The sequence below is a fragment of the Mycobacterium sp. EPa45 genome, from assembly GCF_001021385.1.
In the GTDB taxonomy this organism is placed as follows: Bacteria; Actinomycetota; Actinomycetes; order Mycobacteriales; family Mycobacteriaceae; genus Mycobacterium.
The window spans coordinates 1,047,757-1,065,628 of sequence record NZ_CP011773.1 but is presented as its reverse complement, the minus strand read 5'-3'; the positions used below and the strand labels follow the sequence as shown (position 1 = coordinate 1,065,628).

16 protein-coding genes are annotated in these 17,872 nt (G+C 66.5%); 13 read left to right on the top strand and 3 right to left on the bottom strand.

Going from position 1 to position 17,872, the window contains the following annotated elements; all coding sequences use genetic code 11:
* Positions 1-7: 7 nt before the first annotated feature.
* Positions 8-1,810 (bottom strand): bifunctional serine/threonine-protein kinase/transporter substrate-binding domain-containing protein, encoded by a 1,803-nt coding sequence (locus AB431_RS04885; RefSeq protein ID WP_047333096.1) that lies wholly within the window; start codon positions 1,808-1,810, stop codon positions 8-10.
* Between the two features lie 378 nt (positions 1,811-2,188).
* On the opposite strand from AB431_RS04885, the gene AB431_RS04880 reads away from it, so the two are divergent.
* Both AB431_RS04880 and AB431_RS04875 read left to right on the top strand, forming a co-directional pair.
* Entirely contained in the window at positions 2,189-3,823 is a 1,635-nt protein-coding gene (locus tag AB431_RS04880) for a fatty acyl-AMP ligase (protein WP_047328986.1), read from the top strand.
* A 66-nt stretch (positions 3,824-3,889) separates the two neighbouring features.
* On the top strand, positions 3,890-4,705 hold the full coding sequence (locus AB431_RS04875; protein ID WP_047328985.1) for a GAF and ANTAR domain-containing protein: 816 nt from the start codon (positions 3,890-3,892) through the stop codon (positions 4,703-4,705).
* A 6-nt stretch (positions 4,706-4,711) separates the two neighbouring features.
* On the opposite strand, the gene AB431_RS04870 is transcribed toward AB431_RS04875, so the two are convergent.
* Both AB431_RS04870 and AB431_RS04865 read right to left on the bottom strand, forming a co-directional pair.
* Positions 4,712-5,467 (bottom strand): GAF and ANTAR domain-containing protein, encoded by a 756-nt coding sequence (locus tag AB431_RS04870; RefSeq protein ID WP_047328984.1) that lies wholly within the window; start codon positions 5,465-5,467, stop codon positions 4,712-4,714.
* Complete coding sequence (locus AB431_RS04865; RefSeq protein WP_047328983.1) at positions 5,464-6,174, bottom strand: GAF and ANTAR domain-containing protein; 711 nt, start codon at positions 6,172-6,174, stop codon at positions 5,464-5,466. Before AB431_RS04865 ends, AB431_RS04870 begins: the two co-directional genes overlap by 4 nt.
* Positions 6,175-6,456: 282 nt before the next feature.
* On the opposite strand from AB431_RS04865, the gene AB431_RS04860 reads away from it, so the two are divergent.
* The 11 genes from AB431_RS04860 (at position 6,457) to AB431_RS04810 (ending at position 17,872) form a co-directional block, all read left to right on the top strand.
* Entirely contained in the window at positions 6,457-7,530 is a 1,074-nt protein-coding gene (locus AB431_RS04860; RefSeq protein ID WP_047333095.1) for an acyl-CoA desaturase, read from the top strand.
* Positions 7,531-7,803: 273 nt separating this feature from the next.
* Complete coding sequence (locus AB431_RS04855; protein ID WP_047333094.1) at positions 7,804-8,670, top strand: ABC transporter permease; 867 nt, start codon at positions 7,804-7,806, stop codon at positions 8,668-8,670.
* A 1-nt stretch (position 8,671) separates the two neighbouring features.
* Positions 8,672-9,526: an ABC transporter permease gene (locus AB431_RS04850; protein ID WP_047328982.1), complete on the top strand. Its 855-nt coding sequence runs from the start codon at positions 8,672-8,674 to the stop codon at positions 9,524-9,526.
* Positions 9,527-10,894 carry an MlaD family protein gene (locus AB431_RS04845; protein ID WP_082135549.1) on the top strand — a complete coding sequence of 456 codons (1,368 nt, stop codon included), beginning with the start codon at positions 9,527-9,529 and terminating at the stop codon, positions 10,892-10,894.
* Positions 10,891-11,946 carry an MlaD family protein gene (locus AB431_RS04840; protein WP_047328981.1) on the top strand — a complete coding sequence of 352 codons (1,056 nt, stop codon included), beginning with the start codon at positions 10,891-10,893 and terminating at the stop codon, positions 11,944-11,946. Before AB431_RS04845 ends, AB431_RS04840 begins: the two co-directional genes overlap by 4 nt.
* Positions 11,939-12,958: an MCE family protein gene (locus AB431_RS04835; RefSeq protein WP_047328980.1), complete on the top strand. Its 1,020-nt coding sequence runs from the start codon at positions 11,939-11,941 to the stop codon at positions 12,956-12,958. Before AB431_RS04840 ends, AB431_RS04835 begins: the two co-directional genes overlap by 8 nt.
* Positions 12,955-14,070, top strand: coding sequence for an MCE family protein (locus AB431_RS04830; RefSeq protein ID WP_047328979.1), 1,116 nt, complete (start codon positions 12,955-12,957; stop codon positions 14,068-14,070). The genes AB431_RS04835 and AB431_RS04830 overlap by 4 nt, the downstream gene beginning before the upstream one ends.
* Entirely contained in the window at positions 14,067-15,257 is a 1,191-nt protein-coding gene (locus tag AB431_RS04825) for an MlaD family protein (protein WP_047328978.1), read from the top strand. The genes AB431_RS04830 and AB431_RS04825 overlap by 4 nt, the downstream gene beginning before the upstream one ends.
* Positions 15,254-16,504: an MlaD family protein gene (locus AB431_RS04820; protein WP_047328977.1), complete on the top strand. Its 1,251-nt coding sequence runs from the start codon at positions 15,254-15,256 to the stop codon at positions 16,502-16,504. The genes AB431_RS04825 and AB431_RS04820 overlap by 4 nt, the downstream gene beginning before the upstream one ends.
* A 10-nt stretch (positions 16,505-16,514) precedes the next feature.
* Complete coding sequence (locus AB431_RS04815; protein WP_235435832.1) at positions 16,515-17,096, top strand: tetratricopeptide repeat protein; 582 nt, start codon at positions 16,515-16,517, stop codon at positions 17,094-17,096.
* On the top strand, positions 17,096-17,872 hold the full coding sequence (locus tag AB431_RS04810) for a mannan-binding lectin (protein WP_047328976.1): 777 nt from the start codon (positions 17,096-17,098) through the stop codon (positions 17,870-17,872). The genes AB431_RS04815 and AB431_RS04810 overlap by 1 nt, the downstream gene beginning before the upstream one ends.

Here is a 17,872-nt window from a genome sequence, read left to right as displayed (position 1 = left end):
TGAGCGGTCAGCGCACGGCGCCGTTGATCGACGGCTTGTCGATCATTCCTTTCTCGACTCCCCAGATCGTGGCGATGGTGCGGTACTCCCCGGTCGCGATCAAGTGCTGTAGCGCCAGCCGCAACGGCTCCGCGAGCCCGGAGTCCTTGGCCACCGGCCATCCGTAGGGCGCGGAGTCGAACACCGCCCCGGCCGCTTCGAGTTGTCCACCGCTGGTCTTGATCGTGAACCCGGTGACCGGCGAATCGGCCGACATTGCATCGACCTCGCCGGCCATCAGGGCGCTGTTCAGATCGTCCTGGCGGGTGTAGATCACCTTCTTGATGGGCGGCTTGCCCGCCGCCACGCAATCCTTGCTCTTGGCCGGCAACTCCTCGGACTCCTGCAGGGAGGGATAAGCCACCCCGACTCGGAGGCCGCACGCGTTGTCAGGATCGATCGCCTTCCCGGGGCGCTGGGCCCACAGGGTGCCGGCCCGGAAGTAGGTGACGAAGTCAGCCGCGGCTTCGCGTTCCTTGGTGTCGGTGAACGACGACATGCCCAGGTTGAAATCTCCCGCGCGCACCGAAGGAATGATCGCTTCGAACGCCGTCTGCCGGTACTCCGGCGTCAGCCCGAGGACGCGGGCCACCGCATTCATCAGATCGACGTCGAAGCCCACGACTTTGCCGTCCGCGTCGATGAATTCGTTTGGTGCATAAGGGATATTGACGCCGACGATCAACCGCCCCGAATCCCGGATCTTCGCCGGCACCGTCGCGGCGATGGCCGGCACAGCACCGTCGGCCGGCGGCAGGGGCTGCGAACTCGACGCGGTGCCGGCCAGGCTGGTCGCACTGCTCGAGCGGCCGTCGGATCCGCGCCACTGCCAGGCGCCCACACCCGTGGCGGCCACCAGCAGCACGGCCGCGCCCACCGCGAACAGCACCCGCCGCCGATGCGGCGCCGGTGAGGCGGCCAGGGCGTGGCGTCCGGAACTGCCACCCCGGCGAACCCTGGCGGTCAGTGCCTGGCGCGCGGCGGCGGCCAGCTCGCTGGCACTCGCGTAGCGCTGCGCCGGTTTCTTGGCCATGCCCTTGGCGATGACGTCGTCGAAGGCCGCGAGCTTCGGATTCTTATCCGACGGTCGCGGCGCCGGTGTAGTCATGTGCCCGGCGATCTGCTGTTCGAGGCTGTCGTCGGGATACGGCCGATCGCCGGTGAGGCATTCGTAGAGCACACAGGCCAGGGCGTAGACATCGGAGCGCGGATCGGCCTGACTGCCGCTGAACCGTTCGGGGGCCATATACGCCAGCGTCCCCAAGGTGCTGCCGGCCGTCGTCAGCCCGGCCTCCTCGGCGGTCCGGGCCAACCCGAAGTCGATCAGGTAGGCGAAGTCGCGGCCGGTGACCAGGATGTTGGACGGTTTGACGTCGCGGTGGATCAGGCCGGTGGCATGCGCGGCGTCGAGGGCGGCGGCGACCTGCTCGACGATGCTGACCGCGAGCGCGGGCTCGAGCGGCTTGCCGGATTCGGAGAGGATGGCACTCAGTGTGCGGCCCTCGATCAGGCGCATGTCCAGGTAAAGCCGCCCGTCGATCTCGCCGTACCCGTGGATCGGGACGACGTGCGGCTCGTTCAGCGCGGCGGCTGCTTGGGCTTCTCGCCTGAAACGTTGCTGGAACACCGCGTCCTCGGCGAGGCGGTGCGGCAGAACCTTGAGGGCGACGACCCGGTCGGTCTTGGTGTCGAAGGCGCGGTAAACCTCACCCATGCCACCGCGGCCTATCAGCTCCTGCAGCTGATAGTGCCCGAATGGTGTCGCCTCCACCATCTACTCCTCGGCAGCTCCCCCGACCGTCGATTGAAGCTACATCACCTTTGCCAGCGACGCCGCCGGTCGGTGGATGGAACCCAGTCGTGACCTCAATCGCCTGCGAGTCTTCGACTACCAGCGCCTTCACACGGTACGGTCAGAGCGGCTGACCCACCAGCCTCGCGGAAACGTCACGGCGGCGATCTGCACGCCCCGCCGCACCGGTGCCCTCCGGACCGACGTAAACCGACCGCAAGTTCTGGCGCCCAACGTGGGCGCGTGGCCGATCACCAGCGCCGACCGAGCGCTGCTTCACACGACTATTCGCGGCAGTCACCTGCGGCCACAACATCGCACGTCGCACTCCGCGCGGCGCGCAGAGAGAAGGCTCCGTTGAGCCAGTTCACCGAAACCATGCTCAGTAACGCCCAATGGAGCATGAAGGGCATGGTCACCGGCGAGCCTGACGCTCCGGTGCGCCACAGCTGGGCCGAAGTGCATGCACGCGCCAGCCGGATAGCCGGCGGCCTGGCAGCAGCCGGTGTCGGTCACGGCGATGCCGTGGCTGTGCTCGCCGGGAATCCTGTCGACATCGCGCCGACCGCTCAGGGCGTCTGGATCCGGGGCGCCTGTGTCACCATGCTGCACCAGCCGACGCCGCGCACCGACCTGCTGCGCTGGGCTGAGGAGACGATGGCGGTACTCGAGACGATCGACGCCAAAGTCGTCGTCGTCGGCGAGCCGTTCCTACCTGCCGCGCCGCTGCTCACCGAGCGGGGAATCCGGGTGGCCATCGCCGGGGAACTGCTGCAAGCAGCCCCCGTGCGCCCCGTGGACTCCTGCGACGACGACCTCGCCCTGATGCAACTGACCTCGGGCTCGACCGGCTCCCCCAAGGCCGTCCAGATCACGCACGCCAACGTCGTCGCGAACGCCGAGGCGATGTTCGCCGGCGCCGAGGTCGACGTCGAGTCCGACGTGATCGTCAGCTGGTTGCCCTGCTTCCACGACATGGGCATGACCGGCTTTTTGACCGTGCCGATGTACTTCGGCGTTGAGCTCATCAAGGTCACCCCGATGGACTTTCTCCGGGATAACTTGTTGTGGGTCAAGCTCATTGACAAATACAAGGGCACGATGACCGCGGCCCCCAACTTCGCCTACAACCTGCTGGCAAAGCGGCTGCACAACCTGGCTTCACCCGGCCAATTCGACCTGTCGTCGCTGCGGTGGGCGCTGTCAGGTGCCGAGCAGGTCGATCCGGCTGACGTCGAGGCCCTGTGCGCAGCAGGGGCACCGCATGGCCTGCGGCCCGAAGCGATCCTGCCCGCCTACGGCATGGCCGAGACAACCGTCGCCGCGTCGTTCTCCACGTGTGGCGCAGGCATGACCGTCGACGAGGTCGACGCCGATCTCCTGGCCGTCCTGCATCGCGCGGTACCCGCAACCCGGGGGAACACCCGACGCCTGGTGACGCTCGGTTCCCTGCTGGACGGGCTGGAGGCCCGCATCCTCGACGAGGACGGCGCCGAGCTGGGCGTCCGCGGGGTCGGCGTGATCCAGCTCCGGGGTGCCCCTGTCACGCCCGGGTACACCACGGTCGCCGGGTTCATCTCGGCGCAGGACGAGCAGGGCTGGTACGACACCGGCGACCTGGGCTACCTCACGGAGAATGACGAGATCGTCGTCTGCGGCCGGCTCAAGGACGTCATCATCATGGCCGGGCGCAATATCTATCCGACCGACATCGAACGCGCCGCCGCCCGGGTGAGTGGAGTGCGGCCGGGTTGCGCGGTGGCCGTCCGACTCGACGCCGGACACTCGCGCGAATCGTTCGCCGTCGCGGTGGAATCCAAGAGTTTCGATGATCACGACGAGGTGCGCCGCATCGAGCACGAGGTGATCCACGAGGTGGTGGTGGAGGTCAATGCCCGGCCGCGCAACGTCGTGGTGCTCGCGCCGGGAGTCATCCCCAAGACGCCGTCCGGCAAGTTGCGGCGCGCTCACGCCCTGGCGTTGGTCACCTGAGGGCAGCGAGTACATTGATCGCGCGGGGATCCCGCCGTCTCCGCCCAGAAACCCGGGAGGGGGCCGATGGACGATTACGACGCGCAGCCAGGCCGCAAACCGCCCCCGGAACCGGAGCTCTCCGCGGCCCAGCTCCAGGCCGACGAACTTGACCTGAACGCCGGTCTCAGCGGCTTGGCCGGGATCGTCGCAGATGCCGCCAGCGTCGATGAAATACTGCGCCAGGTAGCACAATTCGCGGTCCAGGCAATACCGGGCGCCGACGGCGCCGGGGTCACCCTGATCCAACCCCATGGGCCGGACTCACCTGGCGACCTATGCATCCAGGCGTGGTCGGTGACCGCCGAGTTCATCGCGGCCATCGACACCCTGCAATACGACAAGCTCGGCGAGGGGCCCTGCATCACCTGCATTCGGTCCGGACGGCCGGCAGTCAGCGGTTCGCTCGGCAGCGACCGCCGCTGGCCGCGCTTCGGTGGATCTGTGGCCCGCATGGGCGTGCACTCCGTACTGGCACTGCCGCTGGCCATCGGTGACCGGGTCATCGGCGCGATCAATTCCTACGCCCACGGCCGGGACGCGTTCACCGAACACGCCGTCCAACTGGGGACCCAATTCGCGCGCCCCGCAGCGGTATCGGTGTACAACGCGCAGCTGTTGGCCAACACCCGATTGCGCACCACGCAACTGCAACAGGCACTGCGCAGCCGGGCGGTGATCGACCAGGCCATCGGCATCATCCGCAGCCGGTCCGGCGGCACCGCGCAAGAGGCCTTTGACCGCCTCACCCGCATCAGCCAGCGGGAGCACATCAAATTGGCTGACGTAGCCGAGCGCCTCGTCGACGAGGCGGTCCGACGGGCTCGCGCGCGTCAGCAATGACCATCATCAATGCCGGTCGCGGGTGAGTTCGGTCAGTGCCCTGATCAACTCCGGCCGGGTGTGCCGGTCCCTCATCAGCGCCCGCGCGACATCGGTCAGATGCTCGCCGTGTCCCCGGCTGTGGGTGCGCAGCAGCCGGAAGGCCTCATCCATCGACACACCGAGCACCTCGCTGACAAACCCCTTGGCCTGCTCCACGACTATGCGGCCGGTGACAGCGGACCGTAGCGGCGACACCACGGTGTCGGGGCGGGGCGAATGTTCTTGCAGCACAGCCACACACGCGATGTGGGCCAGGGTCTGAGCCACCAGTACGTCTGCCTCTGTGAGCTCTCCGCGCCGAGTGTCGAACAGACCGAGCGCTCCGAGCACGACGCCGGCCGCACGCATCGGCAGCGCATGTACCGAGGCGAAACCGGCCTCCTGCGCAGCCGCGACAAACCGCGGCCACCGATCGATCTGGCTACCGAGGTCGGCGACCAGAACCGGCTCACCCGTGCGGTAGCAATCGATGCACGGCCCCTCCTCAGCCTGCAACTGGAACAGCTCGAGGTCGCGCGTCCGGTCGGAGGTGGCGGCCAGCAGATGGAGTCGCTGCAGCGGATCGGCCAGGAGAAAGCCTGCCGAAGCGATGTCGAGGAGTTCCGCGCAACGTTCGGTCAGTTCGGTGAGCAGATCGACGACGTCGAAATCGTCGAGCAGGCTGTCGACCAGCGACACCACCGCGCTCAGCACCCGGGTTTCGCGAAGGTTCTCGCTCATCGGTCCGTCTCCAGTCTCAGCCGGCGATTGATGATGTCGCGGGCGACGTCGGTGGCGCTTCGGCCGGTGGCATAGGCATGCGCACGCAGGCGCACGAGTGCCTCGGTCGGGTCTACATCCAATTGCGCCACCAACATTCCGGTGGCCTGGCTGACTTCGGCGCGGCTGAGCGCGTACAACTCCGCCCACGCATCGCTGGCAGGATCGTCGACCGCGGCCCGTAGGTCACCGGCGAGCAGATCCAGCACCGGGATGCCGGCCAGGTCCGCGGCGGCTGCCGCACCGGCGAGTTGTTCGCGCCCCAGCGCACCCGGCTCGGCGCGAAATAGGTCCAGAGCACCGACGTACTCGCCCGCAGCAAGCACCGGCATCGCGAAAACGCCGCGGATGCGTTGTTCCAGCATGGCGATTCCGTAATTGGGCCAGCGCGCCTCCCCGGGGTCGGCGAGGTCGACCACGACCACCGGAGCCTGCAGGCTGACCGCGTCTAGGCACGGCCCCTCCCCGTAGGTGAACTGCAACTCGTCGAACGCCCGCGCACTGTTGCTGCTGGACCCCAGCGTGCCCGCATTCGCACCGTCGAAGACAAGCGAAATCGCTGCGGCGTCAACGTCGAGCAGCACCACACACGCTTCACACAGCCGGTCGGCGGCCTTCACTCCACGCTGGCCGTCGACCGCCGCGATGAGTTCCTCTTGGATCGTCAAACTAGCCGAACCAGGCGGATGAGGCCGGTGCGGCGCGTAACGTTCGCGCAGCCATCCCTTCAGCCTTCCCTAGTTGCGGCGTGGCTGCATGGGTTTGCCCAAGGCCGGCGGCAATCGTGTCACTCGGCAGCCGAGTAGGCTGGAGTTGCTGGCACCCACAGCCGGCCCGAAATCGGCGCCCCATCTCCGCGCGGCTCCGCGAGCAACCGCTCATAGCCGGGCATGATCTCCAATTCCGTTGTCGTGCAAGCACACGACCGGTCGCGCTTTCGAGGACTCATCATCGCGATCACAGATGTCGCCGGCTATGCCCACCTGAGCGAGCACGAGATCAGCGCGCTCGGGGCCGCTCTCGATGCTATCCGCACCGAGATCGAGGACTCCCGCGGTGCCCGCGACGCCGCCTACATTCGCCGGACCATCAGGTTCCAGAGGGTGCTGGATGCCGGTGCGCGGCTCCTGATTTTCGGCAGCCGATCCCGCGGTGGGTGGGCTCTCGGCATGCTCTCGCTGGCCGTGGCCAAAAGCATCGAGAACATGGAAATTAGCCATAACGTCGTTCACGGGCAATGGGATTGGATGAACGACCCCGAGATTCACTCGGCAACCTGGGAATGGGACATGGCCGGGGTCATGTCGCAGTGGCGGTACTCGCACAACTACCGACATCACGTGTTTGCCAACGTCGTCGGCCTCGACGACGACCTGGGTTTCGGCATCATGCGGGTGACCCGTGACGATCCGTGGCAACCGCGCCACCTGGCCCAGCCGTTCCGCAACGTACTGTTGGCCGTCGTCTTCGAGTGGGGCATCGCGCTGCACGGCCTGCATTCCGAACATGAGCGCGCAGCAAGTCCCGGCGAGCGCGTCGCGCACAGCCGCGCGCTGCGGGCCAAGATCAAGCGTCAGGTCCTCAAGGATTATCTGCTGATCCCTGCGCTCAACGGATCTCGCTGGCGTCGGGCGCTGGCGGCGAACGCCGCGGCCAACGTCCTGCGCAACCTCTGGGCCTACGCGGTGATCTTCTGCGGGCATTTCCCGGACGGCGTCATGACGTTCACGCTGGAGTCCCTGAAGGACGAGAGCAAGGGTGAGTGGTACCTGCGCCAGATGCTGGGAAGCGCCAACTTCCGGGCCGGGCGGGTGCTGGGATTTCTGAGTGGGAACCTCTGCTACCAGATCGAGCACCATCTGTTCCCTGATCTGCCGAGCAACCGGTATGCCGACATCGCACCCCGGGTGCGGGCGCTCTGCGACGCCTACGGCCTGCCCTACACGACGGGTGCGTTGTTAGGCCAGTTTCTCCAGACCCAGCGCAGCATCTTGACGTTGGCGCTGCCCGACCGCCGCGCATAATCCCCGTTCACCGCGCTCTCCGACTGATCCGGTGTTTACTTCCTGGCCGCCATAGGTCCGATTATGTTAATGAATATTCTTCATTTTCTTGACGCCGGGATCGCCCGGGTCCTACGGTGACGACAGGTTGGGGAGGTCGACACCGCGAGTCCCGGGCATCGTCAGGTGATGGGTCAATGCACGTATCCATCGCTGTCAATGCCGCGGTATCTCGCTGAATGATTTGAGGCGCAGCATATTTAGGTCCAACGATGACGCCGCGGGCTCGTGGCGATGACTGATCGTCAGCCGTCCCCAGTCGCTGCCCCCACCCCCGGCGGTGTGGAGGTCATCGAGAACTGGACCGTCGGTTATGTGAAGCGACATCCGCTCGCGTCGCTCACCACGGTCGGGGAGCAGTTCGTTCTCGGGGTGAGAACTCTCCAGTACTTGTTCGTCGACCTGGTCACCGGCCGGTTTCCGCTGCAGGAGTTCGTGCGCCAGGGCGCCTTCATGGCCGGAACCGCCGTGGTGCCCACCGTGCTGGTGGCGCTGCCGGTCGGGGTGACCCTGTCGATCCAGTTCGCGTTGCTCGCGGGGCAGGTCGGCGCGACCTCGCTGGCCGGGGCGGCCAGCGGTCTGGCTGTCATCCGGCAGGCTGCGTCGCTGGTTGCGGCGATCCTGATGGCGGCCGCCGTCGGCTCGGCCATCACCGCCGACCTCGGCTCGCGCACGATGCGCGAAGAGATCGACGCCATGGAGGTCATGGGCGTCTCGGTGATCCGCCGCCTCGTCGTCCCGCGGTTCGCCGCCGCGATCATGATCGGCGTCGCCCTCACCGGGGTGGTCTGCTTCGTCGGGTTCCTGGCGAGCTACCTGTTCAACGTCTACTTCCAGAACGGCGCCCCCGGCAGCTTCGTGGCCACCTTCGCGTCGTTCACCACCCCGGGTGACATGGTGCTCGCGTTACTCAAGGCCGTGGTGTTCGGCGCGATCGTCGCCATCGTGTCCAGCCAGAAGGGGCTGTCCACGAAGGGCGGCCCGACCGGGGTGGCCAACTCGGTGAACGCCGCTGTCGTCGAGTCGATCCTGATTCTGATGATCGTCAACGTCGTCATCAGTCAGCTCTACAACATGCTGTTCCCGCGAGTGGGGTTGTGACGTGACCGCGTCAACGTACAACCCGTTTCGGGTTCCGTGGGCCCGGTTCTCCCGGACGCTCACCTCGCCGATCATTCGCATGGGCCACATGCTGGTGTTCTTCATCCGCGCGGTCGCGGCGGTGCCGATCGTGTTGCGCCACTACCGGACCGAGTTCGCCCGGCTGCTCTCCGACATTGCCTGGGGCAACGGATCTTTGGTGGTCGGCGGCGGCACCGCGGGAGTCGCGCTGGTGCTGGGCGTGACGGTCGGCGCGATCGTCGGCATCGAGGGCTACAACTTCCTGAACCTACTGGGCCTGGGACCGGCGACCGGAATCATCTCGTCGCTGGTGAACACCCGCGAGCTCGCGCCGATCGCGGCCTCGCTGGCGTTCGCGACGCAGGGCGGCTGCCGGTTCACCGCGCAGCTTGGCTCCATGCGGATCGCCGAAGAGATCGACGCGCTGGACTCACTGGCGATCCGGCCCATCCCCTATCTGGTCACCACCCGGCTGATGGCATCGGTCGTCGCCGTGATCCCGCTCTACGTCCTCTGTCTGGCGGTGAGCTACCTGACCACCCAGATCGTGGTCGAAGTGATCAGCGGCGGATCGAACGGCGCGTACCTGCACTACTTCACGCTGATGCTGTCCGGAACCGACGTCCTGTACTCACTGCTCAAGGCGGTGGTGTTCGTCTGGATCGCCTCGACGATCCAGTGCTACTACGGCTTCTACGCCAGCGGCGGACCCGAGGGCGTGGGCATCGCGGCCGGACATGCGATGCGCGCGGCCATCACCGTGACGATCGTGGTGAACATGCTGCTGACCATGGCGCTGTGGAGTGTCGATGCCGGAGCGAGGTTCGGCGGTTAGATGGCGAATTCCTTTGACACCGACGGGCGCGGCCCCACGGAGCGGCAGCTGTTGTTCTGTGGCTTGGCCGTGGTCCTGGTGGCGGCGTTGGTCACCACACTGCTGCTGCTCAAGTCGAACGGCAAGCTGACCAACTACGTGCGGGTGGTCGCCGATCTGCTGAACGTCGGCGACGGGCTGCCGCAGAAGTCCGACGTGAAATATCACGGCATCCTGGTCGGGGCCGTCGACAGCGTGATCCCCGCCGCCAACGGCCATCCCAATTACGTCCACATCGACCTCAAACCCGAATACGCCGGATCCATCCCGGCCTCGGTGACCGCGCGGGTGGTGCCCTCCAACGTATTCGCCGTCTCCTCAGTGCAATTGGTTGCCGATGGTGCCGGCCCGGCGATTCGGGCCGGCGAGCACATCCCCGAGGACACCGCGCTGCCGACCGTGTTGTTCCAAACCACCATCAGCAAGCTGCGCGACGTGCTGGCCGCCACCGGCCGTGGCCGGGAGGACCGCAGTGTCGGCATCCTCGCGGCGGTCAACGCCGCCACCGAGAACCGCCGCGGCAAACTGCTCACCGGCGGCGCACAGCTGAATCGGCTTCTCGACCAGCTGAATTCGATCGTCAGAACCGACGACGGACCGTCGACGGTATCGGCGCTGATCGACGCCACCCACGGGTTGTCGGCAACCGCACCCGATCTGGTCGACGCACTGCACCAGGCGGTGCGGCCCATGCAGGTCCTGGCCGAGAAACGGTCGGCGCTGACCACGCTGGTCACCGGCGGCACGCACACCTTGGGCACCACGCGCACCGCGGTCGACAATCACATCGATCAGCTGACCGGCATTTCCCACGACCTGACCCCGGTGCTGGGCAGCCTCGCGATGAATGCCGGCAAGTTCGTGCCCGCGTTCACGAAGATGAACGAGTTGTCGCGCAGGTTCTTCGACGAAGTATGGATCCCCGAACTGGACACCGGCAACATGCGGGTCAACCTGTCACTGACACCCAGCTACGACTACACCCGCGCGGATTGCCCCCGCTACGCCCAGTTGCTGGGGCCGAGCTGCTACACCGCGCCGAAGATCGTGGTGCGCCCCGATCTGCCCGAGATGCTGCTGCCGCAGAATTACCAGCCACCCAAGGATCTGGCGCCGACGCCGGGCACGGTGGTCGGCCCGGACGGCAACCTCGTCGCAGTCGGGCCCCCGCTGATCAACCCGAACCCGAACCTGGCCGACCCCAATCCGCCTACACCGTGGTGGGCGCCGCCATTCCCCCGAGTGCCCGGCACCGCCGATCCGGACGATGCGCCGCCACCACCGGCTGCGGCGGCGCCGCTGCCCGCCGAAGCAGGGGGATCCCGATGAGATTCCGTGCCCCGCTGATCGGGCTGTCACTGTTCATGGTGGTGGCGGTGACGCTGACCTGGCTGGTGTATGCGACGCTGCGCCGCGACGTGGCAGGCCCGACCACTCCCTATGCCGCGATGTTCACCGACGTCTTCGGGCTGCGCGAAGGTGACGATGTCCGGATGGCGGGCGTGCGTGTCGGGCGGGTCGAAAAGATCGAACTCGCAGGCAAATTGGCGAAGGTGTCGTTCGTTGTCCAGAACGAGCAGCACCTGTTCGGCAACACCGTCGCGTCGGTGACCTACCAGAACATCGTCGGCCAGCGCTACCTCGGATTGTCGCTCGGCAAGATCGGCAGCCCGGGTCCGCTCCCGCCGCACACCACAATTCCGATCGAGCGCACCGACCCGTCCTTCGACGTCGGCACACTGCTCAATGGTTACGAACCGCTGTTCAGCGTGCTGAACCCGCGTGACGCCGACAACCTGACCAAAGGCGTCATCCAGTCGTTGCAGGGTGACAACGCCTCCATTTTCAACCTGGTCAGCCAAACCTCCACGCTGACCGACACATTCGCCGGGCGCGATCAAGTCCTCGGCGATGTCATCACCCAGCTGAACACGGTGATGGCGAACCTCTCGACCCAGAACACGAGCCTCGATCAGGTGATCTCCCAGACCAGTAAGGTGGTGTCGGACTTCAACGCCCGACGGACGGCGTTGGTCGACTCGACCGGCACGATGGCGCGGGTGATCCGTCAGCTGTCGACCATCTCCGACACGGTCAATCCTCAACTGAACGACATGATCACCCGCCAGCCGGGTTTCACCGGTCATCTGGTCGACATCGAGCCGCAGCTGGCGTTCACCGGCGACAACCTGCCGTTGATGCTCAAGGGGCTGGCCAGGATCACCAACGAGGGCGCGTTCGGCAACGCGTACGCCTGCGACCTCAACGCCACGGGGTTCTTCCCCGGGCTCAACGACATCACGCCGATCATCGTCAACGCGGCGACCCCGGGCAACAACGCGATGTACACCCCGCGATGCAGGAACATGGCCAATGGCTAGGCGCCGACTGGAGAGCTACAACATGACCTGGATCGGCCTGATCGCCGTCGCCGTGGTCACCGTGATCGTCGGCGCCATGTTGATTGCCAACGCGGCCAACGTCGGTCACCGCCACTACACCGCGCAGTTCCTCCAGGCCGCCGCGCTGCAAACCGGAAACCCGATCACCATCGGCGGCATCCAGGTCGGCAAGGTCACCAGCATGAAGCTGGCCGGCGACCACGTCGAAGCCGGCCTCGAGGTGCGCGACGATCTCGCGCTCGGCACGAACTCGAAGGCCGTCATCAAGGTCACCACGATCCTCGGCTCCCGCTATCTGGCGCTCGAGCCCGAAGACGGTGGGACGTTGCCCGACAACACCTTCGACCTGTCCCACACCGAGGTTCCCTACGATCTGCAGGCCGCGCTCGCCGATGTGACGACCACTTACGAGCAGGTCGACACCGACGCGTTCGCGACGTCATTGGGAATACTGGGCAAGCAGATGCAGGGTCTGCCCGAGCTGGTGCCGCAGGCGATGCGAAACATCCAGACTCTCTCGACGGTGATCGCCGACCGGCGAGACCAGTTGGGCGCCTTGCTGAAAAGCACCGACATGATCAGCACCACCCTGGAACGGCAGCACGCCAACATTGCCGCGATGATCAACCAGGGGCAGGAGCTGATCAGCCGGTTCGTGGAGCGTAGCGCCACCTTCCACGCGATGATGGCGGCGCTGACCAATCTGGTGAACACGATGAGCACCACCGTGGTGGCCAACCGCGGCGAACTTGACCAGACCATCAGGAACCTGCGGCAGCTGTCGGACCTGCTGGCTCAGCATGACGATCTGCTGCGCAGCACGCTGCAGGCCGGCCCGGTCGCGCTGCGTGGCTTCGCCAATGCGAGCGGCACCGGCAACGCCTTCGACTTCAACGCGCCGAACGGTCTGGCCGTGGACTCCTGGATGTGCGCGATCAGCGGGCGGGCCAAGCAGTTCGGCATGATCCAGTACTTCAAGGACTGCAAGTGAGCGCGCGGGCCAGGCTGCTGGCTCTTGTGACGGTCGTCGTGGTGGTCGCGGCGTCGGCGGTCACGGTGGCGTGGGTGTACTTCCGCTCGACGACAGACCACATCATGCTGACCGCGCAATTCGACAGCGCCGCTGGGCTCTACGTCGACAACACGGTGGCGGTGCTGGGGATGCCGGTCGGGAAGGTCACCGCGATCACACCCAAGAGCGGCTACGTCGAGGTGCAGTTCACCGTCGACCGCGGCGTGAAGATTCCGGCGGACGCTCAGGCCGTGACGATCTCGACGTCGATCCTCACCGACCGGCAGATCGAGCTCACCCCGCCCTACCGTGGGGGTCCGGTGCTCAAGGACCGCGACACCATCGGGTTGCCGCGGACCAAGACGCCCGTCGAATTCGCGCGGGTGCTCGGCGTGCTGGACAAGATCTCGCTGTCGTTGAAGGGCGACGGCAACGGCAACGGCCCGGTGGGCGACGTGGTGAACTCGGGGGCGGCGATCGCCGACGGCAACGGTCAGAAGATCAAGGACGCACTCGGCGAGCTGTCGAATGCGTTGCGCCTGTCCGCCGACGGCGGCGCGCAGACCCGCGATCAGTTGACCACGATTGTGCGCAACCTCAGTTCGCTGCTGCAGGCCGCCGCGGACAACGACGCGACGCTGCGCGACTTCGGCTCCACGGTGCGTCAACTGAGCCAGATCGTCAACGACGAGGACTTCGGCGGCGGCACCACCGGCAAGACGATGAACACCCTGCTGGCCCAGGTCGGCGATTTCCTGGAGAAGAACCGCGACAACATCAAAGCTGTTGTCAACAACGGCAACACCACCGCCAACACCCTCGTCGAGCGTCAGCGCGATCTCAAGGAGTTCATCGATGTCGCGCCCCTGACGCTGGACAACCTGTACAACGTCGTCGACCGCAACAACGGGACGGCGAGGGCCCGGGTGCTGACCGACCGGGTGTTGTTCGACAACCAGGCCACCAAGGAGCTCTGCAACCTGATGGGATTGCGCCAGTTGGGTTGCAGCACCGGCACCTTGCAGGATTTCGGACCGGACTTCGGGCTGAGCTACGTGCTCGACGGTATGGCCGCGATGGGGCAGAAATGAAGCGGGCGGTAGCGATTCTCGTCGTCGCGGTCGGCGCCACCGCGTGCTCGTCCAACGGGCTGTCGAGCCTGCCATTGCCTGCGCCGACGGTCGGCAGCGGGGGTTACCGGCTCACGGCGGTGTTCGCCAACGCGCTGAACCTGCCCGCCAACGCCAAGGTGAAACTCGCCGGCGCCGACGTCGGCCAGATGGAGACGATGGTGGCGCGCAACTACACCGCCGTCACCACGATCCGGGTCATGGACGGGGTGCGGCTACCGCGGGGAAGCACCGCCGAGCTGCGGTCGGCCACTCCGCTGGGTGATGTGTTCATCGCGCTGAAACCACCGGCCGACGCCTCCCCCGCCACGCCCCTGCTCAAAGACGGCGACGCCATCGGGCTGGACTCGACGATGGCCGCGGCGACCGTGGAGTCGGTGCTCAGCTCGGCCGCGGTGATGGTCAACGGCGGTGCGGTGCGCAACTTCACCAACATCATCAACGGCCTGGGCAAGGCGACGGGTGATCAGGGCCAGGCGTTCGGCGACATCATCGCCAAAACCAACACCACGCTGTCCAAGCTGACGGCCCGCTCGGGTCAGATCTCGGACGCGCTGACCGAGACTTCACACCTGGCCAAGGATCTCGACGCCAAGAATCAGCAACTCACCGAGGTGCTCGCCGCGGCAGGCCCGGCCACCGACGCGCTGGCCGCCAACGCCGACAGCGTCGCCGACGTCGTGCAGCAGGCCGGTGACATCGGCAGGCAGCTGCAGAAGTTCCCGTCGGTCGCGGGCACCGACACCAGCGGGCGCAGCGTGATCGCTGACGCCAACACGATCGCCCGGTCGTGGAACGACTTGGTGTTGGCCCCGGACGCAAACCTGGCCGCCCTGAACCGGCTGATGCCGCCGTTTATCAAATCGACTCCCAGCAATGCGATTTCAGTGCGGGCCAGCATCGACCGGCTGGTGCTCGGATCGATTCCCGATGCCGGGTTCGGCGGCGATGTCGGATTCCACGGACCCAAACGCTACGACTGGGCCCAGATGGCCGGCACGTTCAAGTACACCCTGTGGCGGCTGCAGCAGCGTGTCGTCGGGCAGGGTCCCGGTGTTCCGCAGGTTCCGGTGCTGCCGAGCCCGACTGATCCCGGGCAGCTGATCGTCGCGCCGCCCGGACCCGCACCGTTGGAGCCGCCGCCATGATCGATAGAACGGCTCGTCATGTCGTGTGGGTGGTCGGATTCGGCTATCGGCACCGATTATGGCTGTCGACAGCAGGTTTGGTGCTGACACTGGTCATCGCGACGGCTTACGTATTGGTTGGTGCGTTGCGGGTGACGCCGTTCGCCTCGGCGTACCGGGTGACCATTCAGCTGCCGGAATCCGGCGGCCTGCTGCCCAATCAGGACGTCACGCTGCGCGGGGTGCCGATCGGGCGGGTGCAGTCGCTGGCGGTGACACCCGATGGGGTCGCCGCAGTCGCCAGCGTGCGCTCGGATGTACGGATCCCGACGGCGAGTCCGGTGCGGGTGTCGGGGCTCTCGCCGGCCGGTGAGCAGTACATCGAATTCGTGCCGGATTCCGACACCGGCCCGTACCTGCACGACGGCAGCGTGATCGCGCAGAGCAAGACCTCGGTGCCCGTCAGCCTGGCGCAGGTGCTGGCCGACGCAGACGGGATGTTGAAGCAGGTCGACCCGGCCAAACTCGAGCTGGTCAAAAAAGAGCTGAGCCTGACCAGTGCGGGGCCGCAGAAGCTGGCCAACATCATCGACGGCGGCACCTTCCTACTCTCGACGCTGGATTCCGTTCTGCCGCAGACCACGAGCATCCTGCGGACCAGCCGCATCGTGCTGACGACGGCCGCCGACAAGAACCCCGGGATCAAGGTGGCCACCGGGAACCTGAGCCGTACGTTCGTCGGGGTGAACAAGATGGTCGACGGGTACCGCCGGTTCGTCGACCAGACGCCGCAGACCTTTTCGGCCACCGACAATCTGTTCACCGACAACTCCGACACCATGGTGGGGCTGCTCACCAGCATGGCGACCGCGTCGCAGCTGCTGTATGTACGGGTTCCGGCGCTCAACGCCTTGTTCCCGGACTACCGCGGGTCGCTGCTCGATGCGCTGGGCAGCATCATGCACGACCACGGCTTGTGGGTCACCGCGGATGTCTACCCGCGCTACACGTGTGACTACGGCACTCCGCGACGCCCACCATCGTCGGCCGACTATCCCGAGCCGTACCTGTACACCTACTGCCGCGACGACGATCCCGCGGTCTTGATCCGCGGGGCCAAGAACGCACCACGGCCGGCCGGTGACGACACCGCCGGTCCCCCGCCGGGTGCTGACCTGGGCCAGACCACCGACCCGACACCCAAGGGCCGCTACACCATCCCGACCCCGTACGGCGGCCCGGTGCTGCCGATCGAACCGCCGAGCTAAGGAGAATGCGGTGACTGCTACGACCGACATCGAACCCGACGTCGATGCTGAAGACGACGCCGAGATCGAGGCCGCGGCCGAGTCCGAGCCCGTCGAAGAACAGCCCAAGCGCCGGCGGTGGCCGCTGTTACGTCGAGTGTTGCTGGGCGCGTTGATCGTTGCGCTGCTGGGTGGGTCGGGCTTCCTCGGCTGGCAGGCCTGGCAGGCGCACCGAGTCGACGCGGCGTCGCGCGACGCCCAGGCGGCGGCTGTGCGTTACGCGCAGGTGCTGACGAGCATCGACTCCAACAACGTCGACCAGAACTTCGCCGAGGTGCTCAACGGCGCGACGGGTGAATTCAAGGACATGTACTCGCAATCCAGCGCGCAGCTGCGCCAGCTGCTGCTCGACAACAAGGCGACCGCGCGCGGCGTCGTGATCGACTCGGCGGTGAAGTCGGCGACCGCCGACAAGGTCGTCGTGCTGATGTTCGTCGACCAGACGGTGGCCAACAAAGCCGCGCCGGATCCGCGGATCGATCGCAGCCGGGTCAAGATGACCATGGAGAATGTCGACGGCGCCTGGCGGGCAAGCAAAGTCGAACTCCCCTGATGCTTGCTCGGACGCTCTGGGGTCTCGCGGTGGCTTCTCTGGTCGCCGCACCGGTGGCGTCGGCGTCGGCACCGGACTTCTGCGGAAGCCTTGGCGCCGAATGGGACGGCGCCTACTGCCACACCTCGGTGCTGTCGGAACGCAAGGCCATCCGCGACATCAAGGTCGCGGTGCCCGGTGACCTGGTCGACAATCCCGTCACCGGCCCGACGATCCGGGACTACCTGACGCAACTGGTCAACAACTGGCGCACCGTGGGTCTGCACATGGTGGCCGACAGCTTCGGTGAAGAGAACTTCCAGATCCTGCAGCGCGGTGATGTGTTGAGTGTGGTGTTCCACGAGGACTACCACGCCGATGGACCCAAGCCCAACAACGCCTTTCGCACATTCACCTGGGACATGAGCCGCGGGGTTCGGCTGGGGCTGGCCGACGTGCTGAAGCCCGGGGCGGACTTCGGCGCGATCGCCTCGCTGGGTCAGCCGTTCATCTCCGACGCACTGGATCAGGCGCCGCCACCGCATCAGCCGGGCACGTACCCGTTCGTGGTGGATCGGTGGGGTCCGGACAAGGTGTACTCCGGCGGGTACAAGGCGTGGGCGTTGAGCGGTGACGAGCTGATCCTGTACATGCCGGACTATCCGGTCGCCCACGATACGCCGATCAACTACACGCCGGGCGTCATGCAGTGGTCGATGGACGGCGGCACCGTGCAGGCGCACATTCCGTTGTCTGCGTTGAGTCCGGTGCTGCGCCCGCAGTTCGGTGGGACGTGA

Bases quoted from the DNA above. Each gene is read 5' to 3' on its own strand.
- AB431_RS04835 (WP_047328980.1), top strand. From the start codon at position 11,939: ATGGCTAGGCGCCGACTGGAGAGCTACAACATGACCTGGATCGGCCTG.
- AB431_RS04825 (WP_047328978.1), top strand. From the start codon at position 14,067: ATGAAGCGGGCGGTAGCGATTCTCGTCGTCGCGGTCGGCGCCACCGCG.
- AB431_RS04810 (WP_047328976.1), top strand. From the start codon at position 17,096: ATGCTTGCTCGGACGCTCTGGGGTCTCGCGGTGGCTTCTCTGGTCGCC.
- AB431_RS04870 (WP_047328984.1), bottom strand. From the start codon at position 5,467: ATGAGCGAGAACCTTCGCGAAACCCGGGTGCTGAGCGCGGTGGTGTCG.
- AB431_RS04820 (WP_047328977.1), top strand. From the start codon at position 15,254: ATGATCGATAGAACGGCTCGTCATGTCGTGTGGGTGGTCGGATTCGGC.
- AB431_RS04845 (WP_082135549.1), top strand. From the start codon at position 9,527: ATGGCGAATTCCTTTGACACCGACGGGCGCGGCCCCACGGAGCGGCAG.
- AB431_RS04875 (WP_047328985.1), top strand. From the start codon at position 3,890: ATGGACGATTACGACGCGCAGCCAGGCCGCAAACCGCCCCCGGAACCG.
- AB431_RS04840 (WP_047328981.1), top strand. From the start codon at position 10,891: ATGAGATTCCGTGCCCCGCTGATCGGGCTGTCACTGTTCATGGTGGTG.
- AB431_RS04855 (WP_047333094.1), top strand. From the start codon at position 7,804: ATGACTGATCGTCAGCCGTCCCCAGTCGCTGCCCCCACCCCCGGCGGT.